Origin of the sequence: Micavibrio aeruginosavorus ARL-13, from assembly GCF_000226315.1 — a bacterium.
In the GTDB taxonomy this organism is placed as follows: Bacteria; Pseudomonadota; Alphaproteobacteria; order Micavibrionales; family Micavibrionaceae; genus Micavibrio; species Micavibrio aeruginosavorus_B.
In genome coordinates, this window is sequence record NC_016026.1 from 504,462 (window position 1) to 527,832 (window position 23,371).

Sequence of the window (23,371 nt, forward strand, 5' to 3'; positions counted from 1 at the left end):
CATTTTGCAAATTGGGCGATTGCAATTTTGAATGTCTGCGTTACCATGGTTGAAATTATAAGTAATTTCTTTTTTGGTTTTTTCAGTGATGCAGAATATGGATTTACAGCCGGGGCGCTCGGCGACCTACACGCTCAGGGACTTTTCCGTCCTTGTTGTCGAAGATTATGATTTCATGCAGGGTCTGATCAGTTCGATGCTCAAGGCTTTTGGCGTGGGTAATATTACGGTATGCGCCAATGCACGCGAAGCCCAGACGATGTTGAATATGTCATGTGTATCCGGCGGGGCTGTTCGTCCAATCGATATGGTCTTAACTGATTGGATGATGCCGGGTGGGTCTGGGCGTGATCTGATCCGGTGGATGCGGGATCATAAAAACGAACATATCAAATTTATGCCCGTTATTCTTGTTTCCGCCTTCACCAGTGAAGAAACGATTTTTGCGGCCCGCGATATGGGGGCCAATGAAATTTTGGTGAAGCCCTTGTCGGGTGAAAAATTGGCCAACCGCTTGTTGGGAATTATCGATCATCCGCGTCCCTTTGTGAAAGCACCCAGCTATTTCGGCCCGGATCGCAGGCGGCGCATCAAGGATATTCGTGGCAAGTGCCGCCGTGTTCTGACGGCTGAAAAAATGGTAACCCATGTTGAATCGATACAGAGTGCATCATGAGCGACGACACACCAAAAATCGAAATATACAAACGCGCCAACAAGCTGAAGGTCAAAGCGGGTGGCGATCCAAAGGGTGGTCCGGGGCGGTTTGATGCCACGGCGGTCAACCGGGCCAATATTGTCATTCAAAAAATGTCCGATATGTACCCCAACGAAATCAAAAAATCGTTGGAGGAGCTGGATCGTCTGTGGAATGAAACGAAACAGATGGACAGCAATGCGCGGGCCGACCATGCCGCCTTAATGTCCAATACGGCGAACAAGATCAAGGATCTGGCTGGAACCTTTGGGTATGAACTGATGTCCTATTTCGGGACGTCGTTGCGGGACTATATTCTGGACACAGATTTGAGCCAGCCGGAACAGGCCACAATTGTTCAGGCGCATGTCGATGTTATGCAGGTGGCCTATCGCGAAAATCTCAAGGGCATGAAACACCCGCTGGCGGACGAGCTGAAACGCGTCGTGGCCGAGGCGATTGCGAAGTATAGTTAATCGGCTATGTGGTGCCCCCATCGAATGGTGGGGCTGGTGGGGCGACCCCTTGATTTAATCCGAATGAAATCAATATATTACCCGGTATGTCCCCAAACATGGACTGGGAGCGATAAAAAGTTTCACTTTTTTATCGAAAATAGCTATGGTGCGGGCCTGATTTTAAAGGGTTTTTTGTCATGGATCTGTTCCACCGCTTTGTACACTGGGTTGTCCTGTTCACCTTCGTTGGGCACATTTTCTGCTGTGGCCTGCCGCTGGTGGTCAGTTTCCTGTCTGTGATTGTCGGATTGGGGTTGCTCTCGGGTGTATTGCCGGCGTTGGACCATGTGCATCACGTCGTCCATGGCTATGAAGCCGGACTTGTGATTTTCTCAGGTGTGATGCTGGCGCTGGGGTGGATTGCGCAATGGGCCAGCACCCGGTTCGATTGTCACGACACCGGGTGTGACCACCCGCCATGCGATACGAAAAAAATACGCAATGCCCGTATTTTAGGCGTCGCTACGGCGTTGTTTATGTTCAACCTGATTGTGCTTCTGGTTGCAAATCACACAGCGGTGCACTAATCCCCCTTTTCCTGTTGTTGCCTCTGCGGTAATTTGGTGCGCGATATTAAAGACTGTTCAAAACGGTTGGGGCGAACCATGCAAACCATTCCCGCAAATCTGCGTATCTTCCTGTCCTGGGTCACGTGGCCGTTTTTAATGGTGACTTGTATTGCCGCAACGGCCTATGGCTTTGCGATTGATCGTCCGGCGCTGGTGTTCACCATCGCCTATTTTATCATGGCGACGATTTTGCTGGTTCTGGAACGGGTGATGCCGCATGAACGCGAATGGAATGAGAATGATGGGCAGACCTTTGCCAACATTGCCCATACGCTGGTGACCAAGGGAACGGTGCAGACCTGTATCGTCTTTGCATCGGTCATTGGTATCACCAATTACATTACGCCGATGGCGGAGCCGGGGCATGGGATCTGGCCGCGGGATTGGCCGATGGCGGTACAAATTTTGATGGGCGTTGTCGCGGCGGAATTTGGTCTATACTGGGGGCATCATATCGCCCACAAATGGCGCCCGATGTGGCGTTTCCACGCTATTCACCACAGCGTCACGCGCTTGTGGATCGTCAACACCGGGCGATTCCATTTTATCGACTCGTTTAAAAGCGTTGTTCTGGGGCTGGGGATTCTCACCCTTCTTGGTGCGCCGTTGGAAGTGATGTCGTGGGTGTCGGCGATTACGGCGTATTGTGGCATGCTGACCCACTGCAATGTTGAAATGCGATTTGGGTTTTTGTCGTACCTGTTCAACACGCCGGAATTGCACCGTTGGCACCACAGCAAGGATCTGCGTGAAGGCGATAAGAATTTCGGTGAAAATATTATGTTGTGGGACTGGGTCTTTGGCACATGGTTCAACGAAAATCGCCGCCCGCCGGTCAATATCGGGATCAAGGAAACGATGCCGCCGGGCTTTGTCCAGCAGCTGGTCTGGCCGTTCGTGCATCGCTATCCGCCGAAAACGCCTGTACAGAACCCCGTACAAACCGTTCCGGACGCTGCGGAATAGGGCATTTTCATATCTTTAGCTTTTTTTAACGCGCACCCGGCACAATGAAGGCCAATGGGGCGAAAAGTCCCCTGCGGTATAAACCGCATTGGGTGTTAAAAGTTACAGCAAGGCGGGGTCTGCAATGTTCCAGAAATGCGATTTCCTGTTGGGAGAGGGCGATAGTATCGTGGTGGTTATCCCCGCGCGATTGCCCCACGCCGAAACCTATACATTGTCGGTCAGCGATCGCGATATACGCTTTCGCGCCGGGTACGATGACATTGCCGAAATGCCGATTCAGGGTGCGGAAATTTTCCGCCGCTTGATGAATTACACGCAAGTGGGTGTAGTTGAATATCCCCCCAATGCCGAAAGTTTCCCCAAGACCATCACCAATGTTGCCTATATCGAATTACGGAGAGCGGCATGAGTTTCGAAGCGCATATCGGGGATTCTCTGAGCGACCTCGGCAAATTTACAGCGATCAGTTCCGATGGCGGTGCGCCGTCCATGGCAACATTGGGCGCGATGGTGAATGCGGGGCTGGATGTCTCCGTTGATCCGTCCATGGGGCGCGGGCTGAGCGCACAATTCGGCATGGCCCATGGCGGCCTTGCCATGGGTGTGGGCGGTGCGCTGCATCTGGCGGGCGCGGCCCCGGCGCAGGGTGCGGGCCCATCGGCGCCTTCTCTGGCGAATCGTCAGCCGACTTTGGGACGTTAGAGCCGCTGAAACTCTGTCTTTTCGATAAAACGGGCCTATTCGGGGCCTGTTTTTTCTTGAATGCGGCCATTTTTGAAATCTTTGGTCCTTTTTCTCGCTCATTTCAGAAAAATCTCGCCATTTTGGCCCTCTTGGGGCATATCTGCATACATTCGCGTGTTTATTTTTGTTGGATTTCAAGGGGGCCGATGCCGCGCGATGTGCGGGGTCGGACCGGATTTTACGCATGCAGGCAAGCCCATCAGCCCTGATTACAGGGATCACCGGACAGGACGGCGCGCATCTGGCGGAATTTTTGCTGGGGCGCGGGTATGTGGTGCATGGCGTGCGCCTGTATTCCGCGACCGATGATACGCAACGCCTGCGCGATATTCTGGATCATCCACGCTTTCACCTGCATATCGGCGATTTGAATGATGGCGGGTCGCTGGCCCGCTTGATCCGCGATTGTGCGCCCGATGAAATTTATAACCTGGCCGCGCAAAGCCATGTTCACGCCAGTTTCAAAGTGCCTGAGGCGACCGCGCAGATCAACGCGCTGGGTCCGCTGCGCCTGCTCGAAGCCATTCGCCTGCTGGGGCGCGAGCATGAGATTAAGTTTTATCAGGCATCCAGCTCTGAAATGTTCGGCAATGCCCCGGCCCCGCAAAGCGAAGATACGCCGTTTACACCGTGCAGCCCCTATGCCGCCGCGAAACTCTACGCCTATTGGCTGGTGCGCAATTACCGCGATGCGTATGGTATGTTCGCGTGTAACGGCATCCTCTTTAACCATGAAAGCGCCCTGCGCGGTCAGGAATTTGTGACGCAGAAAATTGCGCGCGGCGTTGCGGCGCTGGCGTCTGGCCATGATGCCCCTGCGCTGGTTCTAGGCAATTTGAATTCCCGTCGCGATTGGGGCGATGCGCGTGATTATGTGCGTGGCATGTGGATGATGTTGCAACGGGATACGCCGGACGATTACGTCCTAGGCACCGGGCAATCCTACAGCGTACGCGATTTCGTCAATGCGGCATTTGATGCGGTGGGTTTTACCCTGACATGGACGGGGATTGGCGTGGGGGAAACCGCGCGCTGTGCCCGCACTGGCCGGTTATTGGTCAGCATTGACCCATCCCTGTTCCGCCCGACGGAAGTGAATAACCTGATCGCCGATGCGGCCAAAGCCCGAACCGTTCTGGGCTGGATGCCGGAAACGGATTTTCAAACGCTGGTGCGGGATATGGTTGCGGCGGCAATGGATAATACACAGAAATCGCACGGCGACGATGACTGGACGAACGATAACTATGCCCGCCTTGCGTAAATTACCGTATCGTCGGATCTGGATTGCCGGGCACCGTGGGCTGGTGGGCGCGGCATTGGTGCGTCATTTGCGGGACAACCATCCGGATTGTGAAATTTTGGCCGTATCACGCGATACACTCGATCTGCGGCGGCAGGATGAAACCGAACACTGGATCGCACAGAACAAGCCTGATGCCATCATTCTGGCGGCGGCGACCGTGGGCGGTATCGGGGCGAATGCGGCGCGCCCAGCAGATTTCCTCTACGACAATCTGGCCATTGCCACCAATGTCATTCATGCCGCCGCGGCCCAGAATGTGGGCAAGCTGCTGTTCCTGGGTTCATCCTGCATCTATCCGCGCGATTGCACGCAGCCGATTACCGAGGATGCGTTGCTGACCGGCGGGTTGGAGCCCAGTAATGAATGGTATGCGATTGCCAAAATTGCGGGGTTGAAATTGTGTCAGGCTTATCGCCGCCAAGGCGGGCATGATTTTATCGCGGCGATGCCGTGCAATTTGTACGGTCCCGGTGATCAGTTCGATCTGGAACAATCCCATGTTATTCCGGCCTTGATGATGCGGTTTGATAATGCCCGTCGCGCCGGTGATGCGTGCGTGACCTTGTGGGGAACGGGCCGTCCTTTGCGTGAATTTTTGTACGTTGATGATCTGGCCGATGCGCTGGTGACTCTGCTGGGCCATTATAGTGGTGAAAGTCCAGTGAATATTGGCGCGGGGGCGGATATATCAATTGCTGATCTGGCCTTGAAAATTGCACGTGTCACGGGGTATGGCGGACGCATTGAATGGGATTCGTCGAAACCCGATGGGACACCGCGGAAAATCATGGATTCATCGCGCATGCGTGCGCTGGGATGGGCCCCACAAACCGGTCTGGATGACGGTTTGGCTTTGGCGTGGGATTGGTACATCAATCATCGGGATCAACGGGCGGCCTGATCCATGTTGCACAATATTATTCCGGTTATTTTGTGCGGTGGTGTCGGGCGGCGTTTGTGGCCGTTATCGACGCCGCGTCGGCCCAAACCTTTCTTACGGGATATGTCCGGGCAATCTTTGTTGCAACAGACCATGGATCGTGCCCGTGGCATGAAGCCCCCCGTTATTGTGTGTAATAAAATCCATGCCGATTTGGTACGACGGGATATAGGAACGACGTCATCGGCTCTTCTTCTAGAGCCCTGTGGCCGGAATACGGCCCCGGCGATGGTGGCGGCGGCCCATTATATTCAGCGTGAATTTGGCAGCGATGCCGTCATGCTGATCATGCCATCCGATCATTTTATGGCCGATCCGGCGGCTGTGGGGCGGGCGGCGCTGACCTTGTGGCCGTATCTGGACCATGACATTGTTGGCGTGTTTGGGGTGCGTCCAACGCGCGCCGAAACGGGCTATGGCTATATTCAGGTCGATGTCGGTGCGCATGCGCGCCCGGGATCGCATGCTGTGCGCTCTTTTGTCGAGAAACCGGATCGGGAATTGGCGCAAACCTATCTGGATCAGGGGTGCTGGTGGTGGAACAGCGGGTTGTTTCTGGCCCGGGCGAAAACTCTTCTTGATCATGCGCAAACCCATGCCTCCGCCGCGTATGTGGCAACAGGGCGCGCCGTTGAAAACGGTGTCTGGGATCAGCAGGCTCTGCATCTGTCCAGCGATTTTGCCGACGCTCCGGCGGTGTCCTTTGACAAAGCGGTGATGGAGCGAATCGGCGGCGTGCGGGTGGCTGCGTTGGAAACCGTGTGGTCCGATTTGGGTACCTGGTCGGCATTGGCCAAAAACATGTGTGCCAACCTGTTTTCAACCGGTTGAATGTGCGGCGCATCATGGCGTAGTCTGGGGGGCTGTTAAACCCTTGGAGTCGCTCTTTCTATGACCACCCCGTCGGATGCGTTGTTACAGGTCGCCCTGATCCCCTATGTCTGTGGCGCGGGCGCACAAACCCCTGGATGTGAACAGGGGCCATTGGATTTCGAATTGCGTGGCTTGTCTGATGCGCTGCAGGCCTCAGGTCGCGATGTGTGGTGGAGCGTCGATCCCGAAGCATTACTGGCCGGGCCATACGGGTCCAGTGCCCACCGCGACTTGCCGCCATTGGGGTCCGATGAGCGCAACGAGATTGTGGTCTGGCACGTGCGCGGTCTGGCCGACCGTGTGGAAGAAGATGTTCGCAATGGGGCCTTCGTTGTGACGCTGGGGGGTGATCACAGCATGGCCGCCGGATCAATAACCGGTCTGGCCCGTGGGTTGAAGAAAACGATGGGCGCCGATGTTCGGCTGGGGTTGCTCTGGCTGGATGCGCATGCGGATTTGAACACACTGGCGACCACCCCGTCCAAAGCCTTGCACGGCATGCCGTTGTCACAGGTTTTGGGGCTGGATGTTGCGCATGATCCATTTGGTCTGGGGCATGACGCGGTTGTTGTCGCGCCCTCGCACCTGCTTTATGCGGGATTGCGTGATCTGGACCCGGGCGAGGTTGATTTTATCCGTGACATGAATATCCATTCATTTCCAATGCGGGATTTGGTCGGGAAAGACTTGGCTTCGACGTTAATCGCGGCTATGGCTGCGATGGATGTCGATGTGTGGGCCATTTCGTTGGATCTGGATGGGTTGGACCCGGCCTTTGCTCCGGCGGTGGGTACACCGGTTGCTGGCGGACTAAACCATAGCGATGTTCTTCAGGCCCTGCGCGCGATCATGGATCGTTTTGATGTGCGCCTGTTTGAAGTGGCGGAACATAACCCGACTCTGAAGGGGGCTGGGGTTAATTATCAAACCGCATTATCTACTTTGCAGGTGGTTTTGGATGGGGCCACACAGCGTTTTAAGATTCGATCCGACGCAGCGTGATAAAGGTCACGTTACCACCATATTCAACTTGGCCTGTCATTTGGATTTTGTCGCCCTTGCGCGCCAATTTTAATGTGGTGCGGTACGTGACCGGTTGGCGTGACGGTGACCCGTCCGGGCGCAGTAGAGAAAAATCTGAATCGGCATCGGTGGGATCGGCAATTGAAACCATTTCGACTTCGTTTTCATTCAGCACGGTGAATGTACTGGTCCACAGGCAATTGGCGGCGTCACGGCGTTCAGTTTTTCCGTCGTGGATGTGTGTGATGCCATCGGCTTTCATTTCCAGTGGGCCTTGATATGAGCTGGTGCTGCTGACTTGGTATTGTCCATCCAATTCATGGGTCATTTTTGTTTTTCCGTTTTATGTGCTGAAAACATGCAGTGTCGGGCCGTTGCGGTGCCGATAAATATCCGCCGTGAGCAGGCCGATATTGCGACCCACCGAATCCAGCAATTGCGGGCGCGGTTTTAACGAGGTCATCATCGTCAGTCGTTGTCCTTGTTTAAGCTCAAACGTCATCGGGGTTTTATTGCGGTCCATAATGGTAATGGTTTGACCCTGTTTAACCACCAATCTGTGTTCAACCATAGGGGCGCACGGTATCACGCTGGCCTCGTAGCCAAAGTAATCGGGCCCGACCTTCATCAGTTGCGCCCCCGGGACATTGTCCCGAATGACACGCATAATATTGATCATGAAAGGCTCAAGGCACTGATCATACGCCCGCAACAATGTGTTGATGTTGTCGTTTGAGTCGTATCCGATCAATATTCTCCCATTGGGCCCGGCGAGTTGTTGCAACCCTTGCATAAAAATTCGGGCTTTGACCTTAGGAAAAGCTTCTGTCGGCTTTACGTTTTCCAGATTTGATATCAATGATCCCGTGCATAAGACCGCAGTGTCCTCTCGTGGGGCAAGGAAATGCGCGGCAACACGAAAGTTCATTGTCAGATAAGACGCACGAGCGCCGATGCAATTGAAGATATAGGATCGATCAATCACCTTCTTCGCCGCATCATTAAACTTCTGGCTCAAGTCGATAAAAATGATCTCTTTCAAATGAGGTATATGCTTGAGGATATGCATTTCCTTCTGCATAAAGCTGTCTCGTGGGCCGGGGCCGACAATGATGGCACGGGTGCAAAAGCGGAAATTCCGGGACAGTTCGGAACAGTTTTTTTGAAACAGTTCAATTTCGTCGTTATACAGGTAGTAATTCGGGTTTTCATGGACAAATTTATTGAACAAAAATGCCCCGTTATCGAGATAGGCGATCCGGCCCATGTGGCCGTGCTCTATCCCGCTGAACAGGTTGATGGCCGCAGCAGTAACATCACTTTTTTGTTCGTCGTTTAGTTTTGGATGAACCATGATGTGCTTTTAAATCTATGCCGCAACTTTCACGGATGTTCCAACGGGGGTTGATCGGGTCCACATATCGGCAAACTGCATGCGATAGGCGCTGGCAATCGCCGGATAATCCATCAAAATCACGGTCACATTGGCATCAAACAACATGATGGCCAGTTTGTCACCGTAAACATAAAACGGAACCGATGCGAACAGCTCGCTGGGGATCCAGCGATATTCTGCGTAGGATTCGCCCGGAACAAAATCATCGCCCTCACGGATCAGGATTTTGTATTTGATTTTTTTCAAGGCGCGCATGCGGTCAATATGGGTTTGGGCGTATTGGCCCAGATGTTTGATGAACAAGCGTTCATCCACATTGCTGACCAAAATGTCGCCGGCATAATTGCGCACGGTGCTGTAAATATCTTCGTAAAAGTCGATCAGCCCGGCCTGGCCCGTGAACACGCGTACCTCGCCACTGCGCAGGCGGATGCCTGTGGTGCCCAGAAATTCAATCCCTGCGGATTCGAACGCCTTCTGAATGGTGTGCAGGGTGTTGTTGCGGGGTGTACTTTGATTATTTTCGATGCTACCAATGGACGTCGCAGACAATCCGCATCGATCGGCCAGATCTTGTTGGCTCCAGTTTAATACGGCGCGTGCGCCACGAATTTGTGCTGTGGTAATGGTCATTTATGATGTCCTGTCCTTTATAATTCGTTTTTTCTTAAGCGTTTCTTGGGAAATTCGTAAGTATTGGTAGCGCTCGAATGTAGCGGGCGCAACCAAAATTATCGATCTATCCATTGGAAATCCGGGTTGAAAAATCCCCTGTCAGCCAGAGGCCGCAGGGGATTTGTTAATTGTCTGTTTTTATTGATCTTTTATGCAACCTGCCCCGGGCTGGTCTGGGCGGGGTCCAGCAATCCTTCGCGGCGGAGCAGGGCATCCGGGTCGGCATCGCGGCCCCGGAACCGGACATACAGCACCTGCGGGTGCTCGCTGCCGCCGCGGGACAGGATTTCGGCCTTGTATGCCTTGGCCGTTTCCTGATCATACAAACCCTTTTCCTCAAACAGGGCGAAGGTATCGGCATCCAACACTTCGGCCCATTTGTAACTGTAATATCCGGCGGAATATCCACCCGCGAACAAATGGCTGAACGCGGTGGATTGCGGTCCGGCCAGACGCGGGAACAGGGACATATCCTTCATCACGCTGTCCTCAAACGTGGCCGTGTCTTTGATCGTCGATGGGTTGGCTGTGTGCCATGCCATGTCGAGTAGGGCAAAGCTGACCTGACGCAATCCGGCCCAGCCACCCATAAAGTTTTTGGCATCGTTCAGTTTCTTGACCAGATCGGCTGGAATCTTCTCACCCGTCTTGTAATGCGCGGCGAACAGGTCGAGCGTTTCCGATGTGTAGGCCCAGTTTTCCTGCACTTGGCTCGGTAGTTCCACGAAATCCCACAAAACATTCGTGCCCGCCATAGACATATACGTCACATCCGACAACATACCGTGAATGGCGTGGCCCATTTCGTGGAACAGGGTCAGCAATTCGTCGAAGGTGAGGAGCGATGGCTGATCCTTCGCCGGTTTGGTGAAGTTGCAGACAATCGCAATGACGGGACGGCGGACTTCACCGCGATACAGGCCCTGATCGCGGAACGCGGTCATCCATGCGCCATCCTTCTTCCCCGTGCGCGGGAAGAAATCAGCATAGAATGTGCCCATGAATTTATTGCTGTCATTGTCAAAGACGTCATAGGCGGTCACATCCGGGTGCCAGACGGGGTATTTGTCGTTGGCGACGAAGCGCAGATTGAACAATTTTGTAAAGTGCTGGAACACGCCCTTTAACACATTGTCCAATGGGAAATACGGGCGCAAATCTTCGGATGAAAATTTGAACAGGTCCTGTTTCAATTTTTCACCGTAATATGCCACATCCCACGGCTGGATCGGGTCCGGGCCGCCGGCCTTGCGGGCGAAATCCTGCAGCATCTTTAAATCTTTTTCGGCGGCCGGTTTGTATGCGTTTTTCAACTTGGTCAGAAACGCGCGCACTTCATCTTCGGTCCGGGCCATGCGCTGTTCCAGCACATAGGCCGCATGGTCGTTATAGCCCAGCAATTTGGCCCGGGCATCGCGCAAGGTTACAATGTCCAAAACCATCTGGCTGTTGTCAAATTCATCGCCATAGGCGCGGCTGGCAAAGGCGCGCCAGATTTTTTCGCGTAAACTCCGTTTGTCGGCATATTGCACAACAGGCAGGTAGCTGGGGAAATCCAGCGTGAACAGCCACGCGTCATTGCGGCCTTTTTCTTCGGCCATCTGGCGGGCCACGGCGCGGGCACCATCGGGGATGCCGGACAAATCGGATTCATCCGTAATCCACAATTCAAATTTTTCCGCCGATTTTTTAACGTTGTTTGAGAACGCCGGACCCATGGTCGACAGGCGTTCATTCATCTCACGCAATTTGGCTTTGTCAGCATCGTTTAATAATGCGCCGCCACGAACGAAACCCTTGTATGTTTCATCCAGCATACGGGATTGTTCCGGGGTCAGGGACAGGGTGTCACGTTGATCCCAGACGGCCTTGACGCGTGCGAATAAGTCCGGGTCCAGCGACACGTCGCTGGAAAAATTCGCACTTAAAGGGCCAATCTTGTCGGACAAGGCCTGCAGCCCATCCGTGCCATTGGCGGACAGCATGTTGTAAAACACACCCGATGCCGCGCCCAATGTTTCCGATGCGGTTTCCAACGCCACAATGGTATTTTCAAATGTCGGTGCGTCTTTATTGGCTTTGATCGCGGCAATGTTCTTGCGGGCTTCCTCAATCCCGGCCTCTACCGCGGGCAGGAAATGCTCCTCGCGAATTTTATCAAAGGCCGGGGCCATGTTCGGTACATCGGACGGGGTCAACAGCGGATTGGTATTGGTCATGGATGGTACTCTTTCCTTTTTAGTTATTTTTGGGCGGTTTTTTCTTGATCGCTTGGCGTCAATACGATGCTGCTGGCGGCCATGCCGCCTTCCTTGGTCATCGGGTCAAACGCTGTCACGTAAATTTGATATGTGCCGGGTTCGGGCATGCGGGCCTTGGCCACAAATTCGCCCGCTGTTTTGCCGGGTTGCATTTTGATGGTGCCAGCGGGGACGGATCCTTTGTACAGCGCCATTTCAATGTCATAGCGGCTGGGATCCCACGCCGTATCGGTGCCCACGGCACAGCCGCATAATTTAGTGATGTTGGCGGTGATGTCGATAATTTTATTCGGATCGTGCGCGGCGGTTTGGCCAGCAACGGGGGCAACAATATCAATCGAAAAGCCAGGCAGTTCCAGCAGGATGCCATTCCCCGTTGAATAATCTTTGCCGGGGATCAGAATCATATCCATGCTGGTCGTGACGGCGTTGCCCCGGGCTATCATCGGGCCTGTGGCTGAAATGGTCACGGGCACCGGGTGGGCCAGATCAACGGACACATCGAATTTCGCGCTGTCATCATCGACCAGAACCGCATCGCGGGCGCGGGGTGATGCCATGATTTTTTTTGTATCGCCCGTACCGCCGTGGGTGACGCCGTTGGCAATAATATCACCCGTCATTTTATCGCGGATGACCACATGCGCGCCGCCCATGGACGTGCCGATAAATTTTGCATCCTTGGCCATGACGCGCACGGTCATGGGCGTTTCCACCTGCGCCATGGCGGGTGTGGCCAAGGGGATGGACAGGCACAGGGCGGCAACACTGGTCAGAAGGGCAAAAGCGCGCATAATCAAAATCTCCGGCATGAAAATAAATATAGGGCAGTGTCCGGCTTTCAAGGCGCTGGGTCAAGGCATGTTTGTCATAAGTTTGGGCGCTGGATAAAAAGAAACGGTGCCTCCGCTTGGGGGCACCGTTTCTTTAAAAGGGGTGGGGGTTAAGGTGCCGGGGTCGGACCCTTGCGTTTTTGGGTGGCTTGCGGCGCGGTGCCTGCGTTGTCGTTGGCGGGCAACAAGCCTTCGCGGCGTAACAACGCATCCGGGTCAGGGTTCCGGCCCATGAAGGCACGGAACAGGTTCGAGGCCTGACGCGTGCCGCCCTTCTCATAAATATGGCGGCGCAGATCATCGCCCAGTTTCCGGTCATACAAATCCGTGGCCTTGAACTTTGCGAAGACATCAGCGTCCAGAACTTCGGCCCATTTATACCCGTAATATCCGGCGGCGTACCCGCCCGGGAAAATGTGGCCGAATGACGTGGACATCATGCCGTTGCCATTGCGCGGCATCAACCAGGCGCGGGCGATGACAGAGTCCTCAACATCCTCGGCGGATGTAACGTTGGCCGGGTCAATCATCTGCCACTCCATGTCAAGCAGGCCAAAAAATGTCTGGCGCAGTCCCGCATATCCGGCGGCATAATTACCCTTGGCAATGATTTTATCAATCAAGGCATCTGGAATAACAGCGCCCGTATCCTTGTGGAAGGCATAGGTTTTCAAAACGTCCTTTTCCAGGGCCCAGTTTTCTTGAACCTGGCTGGGCAGTTCAACGAAGTCTCGGGTGACATTCGTGCCGTTCAGGGACGGATAACGCCCCTTGCCCAACAATCCATGCAACCCGTGACCCATTTCGTGGAAAACGGTAATCACTTCGTCCAACGACAGCAGTGCTGGCTCGCCATGGGCCGGTTTGATGAAGTTGCAGCAATTGAGAATCAGCGGAATTTGTTGCTTTCCATCCTGATCAATCCCGGCATTGCGAAATGAATTCATCCACGCGCCATCTTGCTTGTTGCCACTGCGGGCGAAGTAATCGCCGTAGAAAACACCAATCTGTTTTCCGGTTTTCTGGTCATGAACGTCGAATGTTTTAACATCCTTGTTCCAAACCGGATATTTTCCGTCCGTGGCGGTGAAGCGGATGTTGAACAATTTTTCCGCATGAGTCATGACGCCCTTTAATACATTGTCCAGCGTGAAATACTGACGGATTTCCTGGTTATCAATGTTAAACGAACGCTGCATGTTGATATTGTTATAATAGGCGTAATCGTATGGTTTGAAATCGGTGATCCCATCCATATCTTTCGCCAGTTTCTGAATACGGTTCAGATGTTCCTCAGCCCGCGGGCGATAGGCTTTTAAGTTACGATCCAGGAAATTCAGAACCGTTTCCGGGTTTTTGGCCATGCGCGTGCTAAGCGCCATGTGTGCATAGGTTTCAAACCCCATCAAATTGGCCTGATCTTTGCGCAGGGTGATGATCTTCATAATGGTGTCGTGGTTGTCGTATGTGCCGCTGGTGGATTGTTCCATTCCGGCGGTGTGGACGCGGGCGCGCAAATCACGGTTTTTGCCGTAAATCAGGACGGGCGTTGATGCGGCATCGCTGATCAACCATTTGCCTGTCAGGCCTTTTTCTTCTGCGGCCATGGCGTAAGCGCCAATGACGTCTTTGGGTATGCCATCCAGTTGCGCAATATCATCCACGATAATCGGATTTGCTTCGGCATCCTTGATGTTGTTTTGTTCGAATTCTTCGCTCGCCTTGGCCAGAGCTTCGGAAATTTCCTGAAAGCGGACTTTGCCTTCGGGGGGCAAATGAATGCCCGTGCCAAGAAAACCCCGATACGTTTTTTTCAACAATGTTTTCTGTTCAGTCGACAGTTTCAGATTCTGGCGATCATCGTAAATCGTTTTAACGCGTTCGAATAAGCCTTCATCCTGCATCATGGCGATGTGGTGCGGGGTCAGGAGGTTGGTGACCCACTCGCTCATCTCCATCAATTCTTTGGATGTGTTAAACGATGTAAAATTGTAATACGCGCTGATAACCGGATGCATGATCCCGTCCAAACGCTCCAGCGCCTCGATCGTGTTTTCGAATGTCGGTGCGTCGGGGTTAAAGCGGATTTCATCCAGCGCGGCCTGGGACTGTGCCAAAAAATGCTCGAACGCGGGTTTGAAATGTTCGGTTTTGATCCGGTCAAAGGCCGGCACACCATGGGGCAAAGCGGGCGGGTTGATCAGCGGATTCGTGGTGTCGTCGTGCGTCGTCATGGCTTTAACGTCCCTGTTCTTCATTTTTTGTTGTATATGGTTGGGGTCAGTTTTAAGACGGGGCCTTGGAAAGGGCAAGTTTTTCATATGATCCGGTCGGAAATATTTGATGATATTTACTTTTCTGCCGCCAATGGCTGGGCCGAGACGCAACATGTGTTCCTCGGGGGTAATAATCTTGCGCAGCGCTGGGCGGAGGGCATGGCGGATCGGGCCCGCTTCACCATCGCCGAAACGGGGTTTGGTACGGGCCTGAACATGCTTTCGGCGTGGGCGTTGTTTGATGATGTTGCGCCAGCCCATTTGAAACTGGATCTGGTGTCTTTCGAACTCTACCCCCTGACCAAAAATCAGATTGCCGAAGTTCTGGCCCCGTGGGCGGACAAATTGGGCCAGCACCGCATTGATGCGTTGCTGCGCGATTATCCCATTCGCGTCGCCGGGTGGCATCGGATTGAGTTATCGCCGCGCGTGACGTTGACCCTGATTTTCGATGATGTAAATGCCGCGTTATCGCGCGTGGTTATACCGGGCGGCGTCGATGCGTGGTTTTTGGATGGGTTTGCTCCGGCGAAAAACCCGGGCATGTGGACGGACACCGTCTTTAACGGTATGGCGCGGTTATGCGCGCCGGGGGCCACATTTGCCACCTTTACTGCGGCGGGATTTGTAAAGCGCGCTATGCGCGAACTTGGTTACACGGTCAATCGGAAACGTGGATTTGGGTATAAATGGCACATGCTGGCCGGATCATTTCCGGGGACGGTCCATGCCGCACCACAATCACAACATCAAAAAATCGCCGTGATCGGCGGTGGGCTGGCCGGAACATCTGTGGCCCGGGCCTTGGTGGATGATGGGCACCGTGTGGTTTTATTTGAACGGGATGATATCGCGGCCGGGGCCTCAGGCAATGTGCGCGGTATGATCAATCCGCGGATCAGCGCGTTGCGCTCCCACGATTCTGATTTCTATGCCTCTGCCTACGCGCGGGCCTTGCGGGTTGCGGCGCGGTATCCGGGCGCCGGGTTTGCGGCCTGCGGCAACCTGCATTTGATCCGTGATGCGGATAAGGAAAAACGCTTTACATCCTGTCGCGATCATTGGGGCTGGCATGCTGACCATATGCAGATTGTGGATGCGGATACGGCATCCGCGATTGCGGGTGTGCGCGTGGATGATGCGGCCCTGTATCTGCCCGATGGCAGGCAAGTCAGCCCCCGTGAATTCTGCCGCGCAATGGCGCAAGGCATTGAATGCCGTAATGGCGTGGATATCTCTTCTATTGTTCGTCGGGATGACGAAGCGGGGGGGTGGAATGTCGGGGGGGAATCCTTTGACGCTGTTATTCTGGCCGCCGGGATTGACTGTTTGAAACATCCAGCCTTGGCCGCGTTGCCGCTGCATACCGTACGGGGGCAAATTATGAGTGTTGAGGCCGGAACGCCCGCGCCGCGCGCTAATCTTTGTTTTGGTGGCTATATTGGTGCGGCTCAAGATGGCGTGCAGGTGATGGGATCGACATTCCAGAAATGGCTGGATACCACAAACCTGCGCGATGAAGACAATATCTATATTCTGGATCAGGCCCGCGGTGCGGTGCCCGCTTTTGCGCCCGGTCCGGTCGTGGATGCGCGGGCCGCATTGCGGTGCGCGGCTCAGGACCGTTTCCCGGTCATCGGGGCGTTGATGGATCAACCCGGTCTCTATGTCACCACGGCGCATGGGTCGCATGGGATTGTATCGTCCGTGGCCGGGGCGCGCATTTTGGCGGACATCATCGGGGGTGGGGTGTGGTCCCTGCCCGGGGATGTGGTCGAGGCCCTGAATCCCGGTCGTTTTGCCCGTCGCACGGCTCAGAAAGGCTGATCTCCGGCCGCTTTATTTCTGGTCTTTGGCGCGGTACACTGGCGCCCGGTTTCATAAAGAGCGTTAAAATGGTTTTGAACTCCGTCGATATTCTGGTCTGGGCTGTTGTGGCGTTGGTGGTGGCTCTGGCCTGTGTGCCTTTGGCGGCACGTTTGGCCATTCGCACCGGGTTCGTTGATGCGCCGGGCGGGCGCAAGGATCATGCCGGTCTGGTGCCGCCTGTGGGCGGACTGGTCGTATTCCCGGTTTTTGTGGCGGTGCTGTTTGCATCGGGTCTGATCGATTCCGCTTTCATGTACTTTATTGCGGCTTTGGCTGTGATCGTTTTCGCCGGGGCCATGGATGACCGTTTCGCGATTTCTCCGCGCTGGAAATTTGTCGCGCAATTTATTGCCGCGTTTCTGATCGTTATTGGCGGCGGGGCGCGTGTTGGGTCGCTGGGTAATTTGTTTGGCTTTGGTGATGTCTGGCTTGGGTGGATTGATATTCCATTCTCCGTTGTGGCCACGGTCCTGCTGATCAACGCCATCAATTTGATTGATGGGCTGGACGGTCTGGCTGGTGGGAAAAGCTTCGTGGCCTTTGCGTGGTTGCTGGTCGCGTGCCTGTTGGGTGGGGCGCATGATGCGGCAGTGCAGGTCGCGGTGCTGATGGCGGCGCTGGCCGGATTCTTGGCCTATAATATGCGGCATCCGTTACGCGAACGGGCTTCCGTCTTTTTGGGGGATTCGGGCAGCATGGCGCTGGGCTTGTCGCTCGCGTGGTTTTGCATCACCTTGGCCAAACCGGGTACGGGCGTGATCCAGCCGATTTCAATCGCATGGATTTTGGCGTTACCGATTATTGATACATGCGCGCAATTTGCCCGCCGTGTGGCGCAGGGGCGTCATCCATTCTCCGCTGATCGGAACCACTTCCACCACCATTTCGTCAATGCCGGGGTCAGCGTGGGCTGGACTATGGCAGCGCTGTGCCTGATCGGGTTTGGGACGGGGGCTGTGGGGATTGGTGGCATGGTTCTGGGGGCGCCGGAGCCGGTTTTATCCTATGCGTGGATTGCCATGCTGTTTATGCATATTTACATCAGCCTGCGCCCACGGCGATTCCGCCGTTTGGCCGCGTGGGCGTTGCGTTGCGTGCGCGGCGAAAAAGCAGCGGATTAAAGGATTCCGCCGACCCATTGCACGAAATCGGTCGTGCCCTGATCAATGGCAAAAGCGATGAAGGCCAGAAACCCGGCAAATTCCAGTGGCACGCGTAACACATGCGCGGCCATGAAGGCCGTAAAGAAATAGGTGTAGCCCATCAGGCACAGCATAAATGGATAAAGATCCGTCATGGTGTGCGACCCGGTGACCACCATCAGGGCGACGGGAATAAAAATCGCCGTGGCCGGAACGGTCAACCAGTTGTTGGCGGTAACGAAGCGATAGAAATGATCCATCCGCCCAACTTCGCGCAGAATCCAGTACACAAACCCAAAAAACAAAACCCATGATGCAAACAGGCGCAGGGAATAAAGCAGGGCGATCGTGTTTGTTGAGGTATCGGCCATCGCGCCAGGCGACATATAAACGGCAATCAACGATGCTGGAAATAAAAGGGCAGGCACGATAAAGGAGCGGAGCGCCGTGTCGCGGTCATTTGAAAACCGATCTGTACCCTGTGGCATCAACAGGGCCAGCTCCAACGTGCCAAGCAGGTTGGTTTTAACGCTGGATGATGTGGTTTCTGAATCCGCAACCATGCACACCTCACTCTGACCCTTTTTCTTTCGATCAGATAATTATAGATATGAGGTCTTAAGACTTTTTTACAAGTCTGGCGTAAAAGGGCATTCTATCCCAATGGGTTAAGGCTTTTTGCGCGGAACCCACCGGTCCATGACGGTACAGGCGGTCAGATCGCCGCTGATATTCACCACGGTGCGGCACATATCCAGAATACGATCGACACCCAAAATCAGCCCAACGCCTGCGGGCGGAACGCCAATGCCGGTCAAAATCGTGGCCAGAACAACAATACCGACGCCGGGAATGGCGGGCGTACCGATCGACGCCCCCACGGTGGTCAAGACCAGCAGAACCGTTTCACCGAGGCTGAGGTCTACACCAAACACCTGGGTCAGGAAGATTGCCGCCGCCGCCTGATACATCGCGGTGCCATCCATATTGATGGTCGCGCCAAGGGGAATAACCACCTGTGTCACGGACGGGCGAATCCCCAGATTGCGTTCCGCCACCAGCATGGACACCGGCATCGTCGCCGCCGAACTGGAGGATGAGAACGCCAGCAATTGGGCTTCGCGTATGCCCCGCATGAAATCCACCACAGATCGTCCGGCCACGAACCGCACCATGATCATGTAAAACACCATGATACAGGCCAGCCCCAGCAGGATGGTGATGACATACCCGCCCATGCCGACCAAAACGTCCTTGCCCGTGCGCGTGGTGATATCGGCCAGCAATCCAAACACGGCCAGCGGCGCAATGGTCATGGCCCAGCCGATAATCTGCATGGTCAGAGCCTGCACGGATTCGCTGATTTCAATTAAAGGGCGCGCGGTGCGGGCAGGCATGGATAAAATAGCCACGCCAAACATCAAAGCCGCAATGACGATTTTCAACATATCACGATGCAGACTGGCCTCCGCCAGATTTACGGGCAGCATATTGACGATGCGTTGCGGCACGGTCAGGTCGTCCAGCGTCTTTTGCTGCAGGTTTGCGGCCTGTTGTTCGGCAATGTGTAACGTGTTTTGCATGTCGGCACTGTCGATCATGCTGCCGGGATTGATCACCGTGCTGATTGTTATGCCGATGACCACGGCAACGATTGTGGTCAGGATAAAATAAGGGACCAGCCGCAGTCCAATCTGGCGCAGGAAGCTTAATTCCCCACTTTGGCAAATGCCCAGAATGATGGAACTGAAAATCAGCGGGATGATGACCATTTGAATCAGGCCCAGAAAGATCACGCCCGGCAAAGCCAGCCATTCCCCCACCGGTGCGGCTTGATCGGCATTCAAAACACCGCCCGCATCCGGTGACAGGATCAACCCCGTGCCAAGGCCCGTAACAAGGCCAATCAAAATCCACAGCCACAAACGGCGCGGTAATTTGAGGGGGAGGAGGTCCGATGGGGCCGGATTGGCCGTGGCTGCAGTATCCTGTGTCATGGGCAACAGGCTACCATGACTTGGCTGAAGTCCCAAAATCGGCGGAAAAATTACGCCCGTGTGCCTTCGCCGCGTTCGCGAATCAGGAAATTGTGCCGTTGGCGCAGCATGGTCCTGCGCTCGTCGCTTAATCCCGCATGGCAGTGGGAGCAGGAGACGCCCGCTTCGTATGCGTCATGGTCATGCTCCTCCGGGGTCAGCGGATGGCCGCAGCCCAGACAGATATCCCATGTGCCTTCTTTCAACCCATGGGTCACGGCGACGCGTTGGTCGAACACGAAACACCCGCCATCCCACAATGATTCTTCGGCCGGAATATCTTCCAGATATTGCAGAATGCCACCCTTCAGGTGATACACTTCTTCAAAACCCTGCGACAGCATATAGCTGGATGCTTTTTCACAACGGATGCCGCCGGTGCAATACATGGCGACTTTTTTATGCTTGGCCGGGTCCAGATGCTGTTTCACGAAATCCGGGAATTCGGTGAAAAATTCCGTTTTCGGGTCAATTGCGCCACGGAATGTGCCCACGGCAGTTTCATATTGGTTGCGGGTGTCCAGAACAACCACATCGGGATCGCTGATGATCGCGTTCCAGTCTTTCGGCGCGACATAGGTGCCAACCAGTTTCGTCGGGTCGGCCTCCGGCTGTTTCATGGTGATGATTTCTTTTTTCGGGCGAACCTTCATACGCTTGAAGGGTTTGTCCGATGCGTGTGAATATTTCAATTCACCCTGGCGGACGGCAAACAATTCATCCAGCACATCCACAATCGCATCCAGGTCGTCGGGCGCGCCGGCGATGGTGCCGTTGATTCCCTCCGGTGCCAGCAACAACGTGCCACAGATGTTCAGGCGCGCGCATTCCGCCGCAATGCGGTCCTTCAGGGCCGGAATATCAGACAGGGCAACAAAGCGGTACAGGGCCGCGATTTTATACGGATATGTGTTCGTCATGTTCATCACCATGGAATGGGGCCTTACCTATACCCCGCTTGGCTTTTCTGTTCAACATTTGCGGCAATATGCTGGCCCAGCAGGCGAAATTCCGCCCCGCGCGCGCTGTTTTGCCGCCAGACCAGGCCGATTTTACGGCGGGGGGCCGGGGCGTTAAATTCATGAATCTGAAGCCCTTGGGGCAAAAACCCGGCCCGGACCGCCATGGCGGGCAACAAGGTGGCCCCGTATCCGTGCTGGACCATCTGTAACAGGGTGGGCAGGCTGGTGGCGCTAAAAGTTTTTTCCTTTGCGTGGTCTTGCAGGTGGCAGGCCTCACGGGCGTGATCGCGCAGACAATGCCCATCCTCCAGCAGCAGGATGGTTTGATCCTTCAGCGCATCCAGCGTGATGTGCGGGGGCAGGGCCGCGCCCTGATCCGCAGCCTGAACCAGGACAAAGGGTTCCGAAAACAATTCCATCTGCACCATGCCATTTGCCTCGTAAGGCAAGGCGATCAATGCGGCATCAATATCATTGCGATCCAGCGCGGTGATCAGCCGGGCGGTCATATCCTCGCGCAGATGCAGATCCAGCGCCGGATAATCGGCGTGCAGGCCGGGCAGAATGTCGGGCAGAAGATAGGGCGCAATGGTGGGAATAACCCCCAGCCGCAAGGCCCCGGTCAATGGTGTGCGCCGGGCCCGGGCCTGATCAACCAGCCGCTCCGCATGATCCAGTGTGGTGCGGGCATAGGGCAGTAAATCGCGCCCGAAGGTGGAGAGGGTGACGCGGCGGCTGGTCCGTTCCACAACGGGCTGGCCCAGAAGGGCCTCCAGATCGCGAATCCCTGCGCTCAATGTTGATTGCGTGACATGGCACAATTTCGCCGCGCGTCCGAAAGACAGGGTTTCGGACAATGCTAACAGATATTGTAATTGCCGCAGGCTGGGCAGCGTCTTCATGGTTTGCCTTTATTTTCGGGGTGCGAGGGCTATTTATCGGAAAAAACGATTGATAGCAATGAAAATTCTCGCTTGATTTCGCGGGCGCGAAGGGGGCATGGTGCTCCCGATTTCAATTCCAACCCCAAAACTTAGAAGGAACAGCACAATGCTCGGTATTGGCGATCGTCTCCCGGATTTTTCCGTCACCGGTGTAAAACCGAAATTCATGAAGCACGAAGAAAACGGTGAATCCGCGTTCGAAACCATCACGCAGGACAGCTTCGAAGGGAAATGGAAAGTCATCTTCTTCTACCCGAAGGATTTCACCTTTGTGTGCCCGACTGAAATCGTTGAGTTCGCGAAACTGAACAAAGAATTCGCCGATCGTGACTGCGTCGTTCTGGGCGGCAGCACGGACAACGAATTCTGCAAACTGGCCTGGCGCCGTGAACATAAAGACCTGGCCAACCTGGATCAGTGGAGCTTTGGCGATACCAACGGGTCCCTGGTCGATGGTCTGGGCATTCGTGATTACGATGCGGGCGTTGCCCTGCGCGCGACGTTCGTTGTTGATCCGCACAATGTGATCCAACACGTCACGGTCAACGGCCTGAATGTTGGCCGCAACCCGAAAGAAACGCTGCGCGTTCTGGACGCTTTGCAAACGGACGAACTGTGCCCGTGCAACCGTCCGGTTGGTGGCGACGTTATCGATCTCAAAGCCGCTTAATTGAGGATTTGAATCGGTCAGGAAGGTTGGTTCATACCTGCACCGACCTTCCGCATCGGTTCAAACTGTCAATCCAAGGAGTAAGATGATGAGCATTGAAGCCATTCAAAACCTGATCCCCGATTATGCGAAAGATATTCGCCTGAACCTGTCCACGCTGGCCTCGGAAGAAACCCTGAACGACCAACGCAAATGGGGCACGTTCGTGGCCTGTGCCCATGGGGCTCGGAATGCGGACATTATCCGTCTGGTCGAGGCCGAAGCCGCACCGAAATTATCGCCGGAGGCCCTGAACGCCGCCCGCGCCGCCGCTGCCATCATGGCGATGAATAACGTTTATTATAAATTCGTCGGGATGTCCGACAACGCTGATTACAAAACCATGCCGGCCAAACTGCGTATGAACGTGATCGGCAACCCGGGCGTGGACAAGGCTGATTTCGAATTGTGGTCGCTGGCGGTGTCCGCGATCAATGGCTGTGGCTTCTGCGTGAACGCGCATGATGCGATTTTGATGAAGGCCGGCGTTGAAAAAGCCGAAGTTCAAGCCGCCGTCCGTATCGCCGCCGTGATCAACGCTGCCGCCGCGATTGTTGATGGTGCTGCTGCGATGGAGCAGGGCTTGGCTAAAGCCGCCTAGTCCACGGACGGATCGAACAATAAAAAAC

The 23,371-nt window shown here is 54.7% G+C and carries 24 protein-coding genes; 14 read left to right on the forward strand and 10 right to left on the reverse strand.

The genetic code is table 11. From position 1 onward, the window contains the following. Positions 1–88: 88 nt before the first annotated feature. From MICA_RS02225 to MICA_RS02270, 10 genes are all read left to right on the forward strand, one after another. Positions 89–676, forward strand: a complete 588-nt coding sequence (locus tag MICA_RS02225) for a response regulator (RefSeq protein WP_041793742.1) — start codon at positions 89–91, stop codon at positions 674–676. Next, complete coding sequence (locus MICA_RS02230; RefSeq protein WP_014102046.1) at positions 673–1,173, forward strand: hypothetical protein; 501 nt, start codon at positions 673–675, stop codon at positions 1,171–1,173. The genes MICA_RS02225 and MICA_RS02230 overlap by 4 nt, the downstream gene beginning before the upstream one ends. A gap of 179 nt (positions 1,174–1,352) precedes the next feature. Beyond that, a complete protein-coding gene (locus MICA_RS02235) occupies positions 1,353–1,742 on the forward strand; it encodes a hypothetical protein (protein ID WP_014102047.1) in 390 nt (129 codons plus the stop codon). Positions 1,743–1,820: 78 nt separating this feature from the next. Then, on the forward strand, positions 1,821–2,750 hold the full coding sequence (locus MICA_RS02240; RefSeq protein ID WP_014102048.1) for a sterol desaturase family protein: 930 nt from the start codon (positions 1,821–1,823) through the stop codon (positions 2,748–2,750). Positions 2,751–2,874: 124 nt separating this feature from the next. Next, positions 2,875–3,162: a hypothetical protein gene (locus MICA_RS02245; protein WP_014102049.1), complete on the forward strand. Its 288-nt coding sequence runs from the start codon at positions 2,875–2,877 to the stop codon at positions 3,160–3,162. Next, the gene (locus MICA_RS02250) at positions 3,159–3,455 is read left to right on the forward strand and encodes a hypothetical protein (RefSeq protein ID WP_014102050.1); all 297 of its coding nucleotides are present in this window, start codon (positions 3,159–3,161) and stop codon (positions 3,453–3,455) included. Before MICA_RS02245 ends, MICA_RS02250 begins: the two co-directional genes overlap by 4 nt. A 226-nt stretch (positions 3,456–3,681) precedes the next feature. Beyond that, complete coding sequence (gene gmd, locus MICA_RS02255; protein ID WP_041793744.1) at positions 3,682–4,761, forward strand: GDP-mannose 4,6-dehydratase; 1,080 nt, start codon at positions 3,682–3,684, stop codon at positions 4,759–4,761. After that, complete coding sequence (locus MICA_RS02260) at positions 4,745–5,704, forward strand: GDP-L-fucose synthase family protein (protein ID WP_014102052.1); 960 nt, start codon at positions 4,745–4,747, stop codon at positions 5,702–5,704. The genes gmd and MICA_RS02260 overlap by 17 nt, the downstream gene beginning before the upstream one ends. Before the next feature lie 3 nt (positions 5,705–5,707). Beyond that, on the forward strand, positions 5,708–6,574 hold the full coding sequence (locus MICA_RS02265; RefSeq protein ID WP_014102053.1) for a mannose-1-phosphate guanylyltransferase: 867 nt from the start codon (positions 5,708–5,710) through the stop codon (positions 6,572–6,574). A 60-nt stretch (positions 6,575–6,634) separates the two neighbouring features. Further along, the gene (locus MICA_RS02270; protein WP_014102054.1) at positions 6,635–7,618 is read left to right on the forward strand and encodes an arginase; all 984 of its coding nucleotides are present in this window, start codon (positions 6,635–6,637) and stop codon (positions 7,616–7,618) included. On the opposite strand, the gene MICA_RS02275 is transcribed toward MICA_RS02270, so the two are convergent. The 6 genes from MICA_RS02275 to MICA_RS02300 form a co-directional block, all read right to left on the reverse strand. Beyond that, positions 7,593–7,967: a hypothetical protein gene (locus MICA_RS02275; protein WP_014102055.1), complete on the reverse strand. Its 375-nt coding sequence runs from the start codon at positions 7,965–7,967 to the stop codon at positions 7,593–7,595. The two genes, MICA_RS02270 and MICA_RS02275, sit on opposite strands and share 26 nt — an antisense overlap. A gap of 15 nt (positions 7,968–7,982) precedes the next feature. Then, positions 7,983–8,993, reverse strand: a complete 1,011-nt coding sequence (locus tag MICA_RS02280) for an L-histidine N(alpha)-methyltransferase (protein ID WP_014102056.1) — start codon at positions 8,991–8,993, stop codon at positions 7,983–7,985. Between the two features lie 15 nt (positions 8,994–9,008). Beyond that, entirely contained in the window at positions 9,009–9,668 is a 660-nt protein-coding gene (locus tag MICA_RS02285) for a helix-turn-helix domain-containing protein (protein ID WP_014102057.1), read from the reverse strand. A 191-nt stretch (positions 9,669–9,859) separates the two neighbouring features. After that, positions 9,860–11,929, reverse strand: coding sequence for a M3 family metallopeptidase (locus MICA_RS02290; protein WP_014102058.1), 2,070 nt, complete (start codon positions 11,927–11,929; stop codon positions 9,860–9,862). Positions 11,930–11,952: 23 nt separating this feature from the next. After that, positions 11,953–12,765, reverse strand: coding sequence for a hypothetical protein (locus MICA_RS02295; protein ID WP_236619943.1), 813 nt, complete (start codon positions 12,763–12,765; stop codon positions 11,953–11,955). 149 nt (positions 12,766–12,914) lie between these two features. Next, positions 12,915–15,038 carry a M3 family metallopeptidase gene (locus MICA_RS02300; RefSeq protein WP_014102060.1) on the reverse strand — a complete coding sequence of 708 codons (2,124 nt, stop codon included), beginning with the start codon at positions 15,036–15,038 and terminating at the stop codon, positions 12,915–12,917. Between the two features lie 87 nt (positions 15,039–15,125). Here MICA_RS02300 and mnmC point away from each other — a divergent pair, with 87 nt between their 5' ends. Together mnmC and MICA_RS02310 are read left to right on the forward strand one after the other, a co-directional pair. Further along, positions 15,126–16,907, forward strand: a complete 1,782-nt coding sequence (gene mnmC / locus MICA_RS02305; protein WP_014102061.1) for an FAD-dependent 5-carboxymethylaminomethyl-2-thiouridine(34) oxidoreductase MnmC — start codon at positions 15,126–15,128, stop codon at positions 16,905–16,907. Positions 16,908–16,975: 68 nt separating this feature from the next. Continuing rightward, the gene (locus tag MICA_RS02310; RefSeq protein WP_014102062.1) at positions 16,976–18,070 is read left to right on the forward strand and encodes an MraY family glycosyltransferase; all 1,095 of its coding nucleotides are present in this window, start codon (positions 16,976–16,978) and stop codon (positions 18,068–18,070) included. Here MICA_RS02310 and MICA_RS02315 read toward each other — a convergent pair. From MICA_RS02315 to MICA_RS02330, 4 genes are all read right to left on the reverse strand, one after another. Then, complete coding sequence (locus tag MICA_RS02315) at positions 18,067–18,654, reverse strand: hypothetical protein (protein WP_014102063.1); 588 nt, start codon at positions 18,652–18,654, stop codon at positions 18,067–18,069. The two genes, MICA_RS02310 and MICA_RS02315, sit on opposite strands and share 4 nt — an antisense overlap. A gap of 105 nt (positions 18,655–18,759) precedes the next feature. Further along, the gene (locus tag MICA_RS02320; RefSeq protein WP_014102064.1) at positions 18,760–20,088 is read right to left on the reverse strand and encodes a dicarboxylate/amino acid:cation symporter; all 1,329 of its coding nucleotides are present in this window, start codon (positions 20,086–20,088) and stop codon (positions 18,760–18,762) included. A 50-nt stretch (positions 20,089–20,138) separates the two neighbouring features. Then, positions 20,139–21,059, reverse strand: a complete 921-nt coding sequence (gene trhO / locus MICA_RS02325; protein WP_014102065.1) for an oxygen-dependent tRNA uridine(34) hydroxylase TrhO — start codon at positions 21,057–21,059, stop codon at positions 20,139–20,141. A gap of 11 nt (positions 21,060–21,070) precedes the next feature. After that, the gene (locus tag MICA_RS02330) at positions 21,071–21,991 is read right to left on the reverse strand and encodes a hydrogen peroxide-inducible genes activator (protein ID WP_014102066.1); all 921 of its coding nucleotides are present in this window, start codon (positions 21,989–21,991) and stop codon (positions 21,071–21,073) included. 148 nt (positions 21,992–22,139) lie between these two features. Between MICA_RS02330 and MICA_RS02335 the strand changes: the two genes are divergently transcribed. Next, positions 22,140–22,703, forward strand: a complete 564-nt coding sequence (locus MICA_RS02335; RefSeq protein WP_014102067.1) for a peroxiredoxin — start codon at positions 22,140–22,142, stop codon at positions 22,701–22,703. An 88-nt stretch (positions 22,704–22,791) separates the two neighbouring features. Further along, positions 22,792–23,343 (forward strand): carboxymuconolactone decarboxylase family protein, encoded by a 552-nt coding sequence (locus MICA_RS02340; protein ID WP_014102068.1) that lies wholly within the window; start codon positions 22,792–22,794, stop codon positions 23,341–23,343. Positions 23,344–23,371 lie beyond the last annotated feature (28 nt).

Coding starts and splice junctions, on each gene's coding strand:
- MICA_RS02225 (WP_041793742.1), top strand. CDS start 89: ATGCAGAATATGGATTTACAGCCGGGGCGCTCGGCGACCTACACGCTC.
- MICA_RS02230 (WP_014102046.1), top strand. CDS start 673: ATGAGCGACGACACACCAAAAATCGAAATATACAAACGCGCCAACAAG.
- MICA_RS02235 (WP_014102047.1), top strand. CDS start 1,353: ATGGATCTGTTCCACCGCTTTGTACACTGGGTTGTCCTGTTCACCTTC.
- MICA_RS02240 (WP_014102048.1), top strand. CDS start 1,821: ATGCAAACCATTCCCGCAAATCTGCGTATCTTCCTGTCCTGGGTCACG.
- MICA_RS02245 (WP_014102049.1), top strand. CDS start 2,875: ATGTTCCAGAAATGCGATTTCCTGTTGGGAGAGGGCGATAGTATCGTG.
- MICA_RS02250 (WP_014102050.1), top strand. CDS start 3,159: ATGAGTTTCGAAGCGCATATCGGGGATTCTCTGAGCGACCTCGGCAAA.
- gmd (WP_041793744.1), top strand. CDS start 3,682: ATGCAGGCAAGCCCATCAGCCCTGATTACAGGGATCACCGGACAGGAC.
- MICA_RS02260 (WP_014102052.1), top strand. CDS start 4,745: ATGCCCGCCTTGCGTAAATTACCGTATCGTCGGATCTGGATTGCCGGG.
- MICA_RS02265 (WP_014102053.1), top strand. CDS start 5,708: ATGTTGCACAATATTATTCCGGTTATTTTGTGCGGTGGTGTCGGGCGG.
- MICA_RS02270 (WP_014102054.1), top strand. CDS start 6,635: ATGACCACCCCGTCGGATGCGTTGTTACAGGTCGCCCTGATCCCCTAT.
- MICA_RS02275 (WP_014102055.1), bottom strand. CDS start 7,967: ATGACCCATGAATTGGATGGACAATACCAAGTCAGCAGCACCAGCTCA.
- MICA_RS02280 (WP_014102056.1), bottom strand. CDS start 8,993: ATGGTTCATCCAAAACTAAACGACGAACAAAAAAGTGATGTTACTGCT.
- MICA_RS02285 (WP_014102057.1), bottom strand. CDS start 9,668: ATGACCATTACCACAGCACAAATTCGTGGCGCACGCGCCGTATTAAAC.
- MICA_RS02290 (WP_014102058.1), bottom strand. CDS start 11,929: ATGACCAATACCAATCCGCTGTTGACCCCGTCCGATGTACCGAACATG.
- MICA_RS02295 (WP_236619943.1), bottom strand. CDS start 12,765: ATGCGCGCTTTTGCCCTTCTGACCAGTGTTGCCGCCCTGTGCCTGTCC.
- MICA_RS02300 (WP_014102060.1), bottom strand. CDS start 15,038: ATGACGACGCACGACGACACCACGAATCCGCTGATCAACCCGCCCGCT.
- mnmC (WP_014102061.1), top strand. CDS start 15,126: ATGATCCGGTCGGAAATATTTGATGATATTTACTTTTCTGCCGCCAAT.
- MICA_RS02310 (WP_014102062.1), top strand. CDS start 16,976: ATGGTTTTGAACTCCGTCGATATTCTGGTCTGGGCTGTTGTGGCGTTG.
- MICA_RS02315 (WP_014102063.1), bottom strand. CDS start 18,654: ATGGTTGCGGATTCAGAAACCACATCATCCAGCGTTAAAACCAACCTG.
- MICA_RS02320 (WP_014102064.1), bottom strand. CDS start 20,088: ATGACACAGGATACTGCAGCCACGGCCAATCCGGCCCCATCGGACCTC.
- trhO (WP_014102065.1), bottom strand. CDS start 21,059: ATGGTGATGAACATGACGAACACATATCCGTATAAAATCGCGGCCCTG.
- MICA_RS02330 (WP_014102066.1), bottom strand. CDS start 21,991: ATGAAGACGCTGCCCAGCCTGCGGCAATTACAATATCTGTTAGCATTG.
- MICA_RS02335 (WP_014102067.1), top strand. CDS start 22,140: ATGCTCGGTATTGGCGATCGTCTCCCGGATTTTTCCGTCACCGGTGTA.
- MICA_RS02340 (WP_014102068.1), top strand. CDS start 22,792: ATGAGCATTGAAGCCATTCAAAACCTGATCCCCGATTATGCGAAAGAT.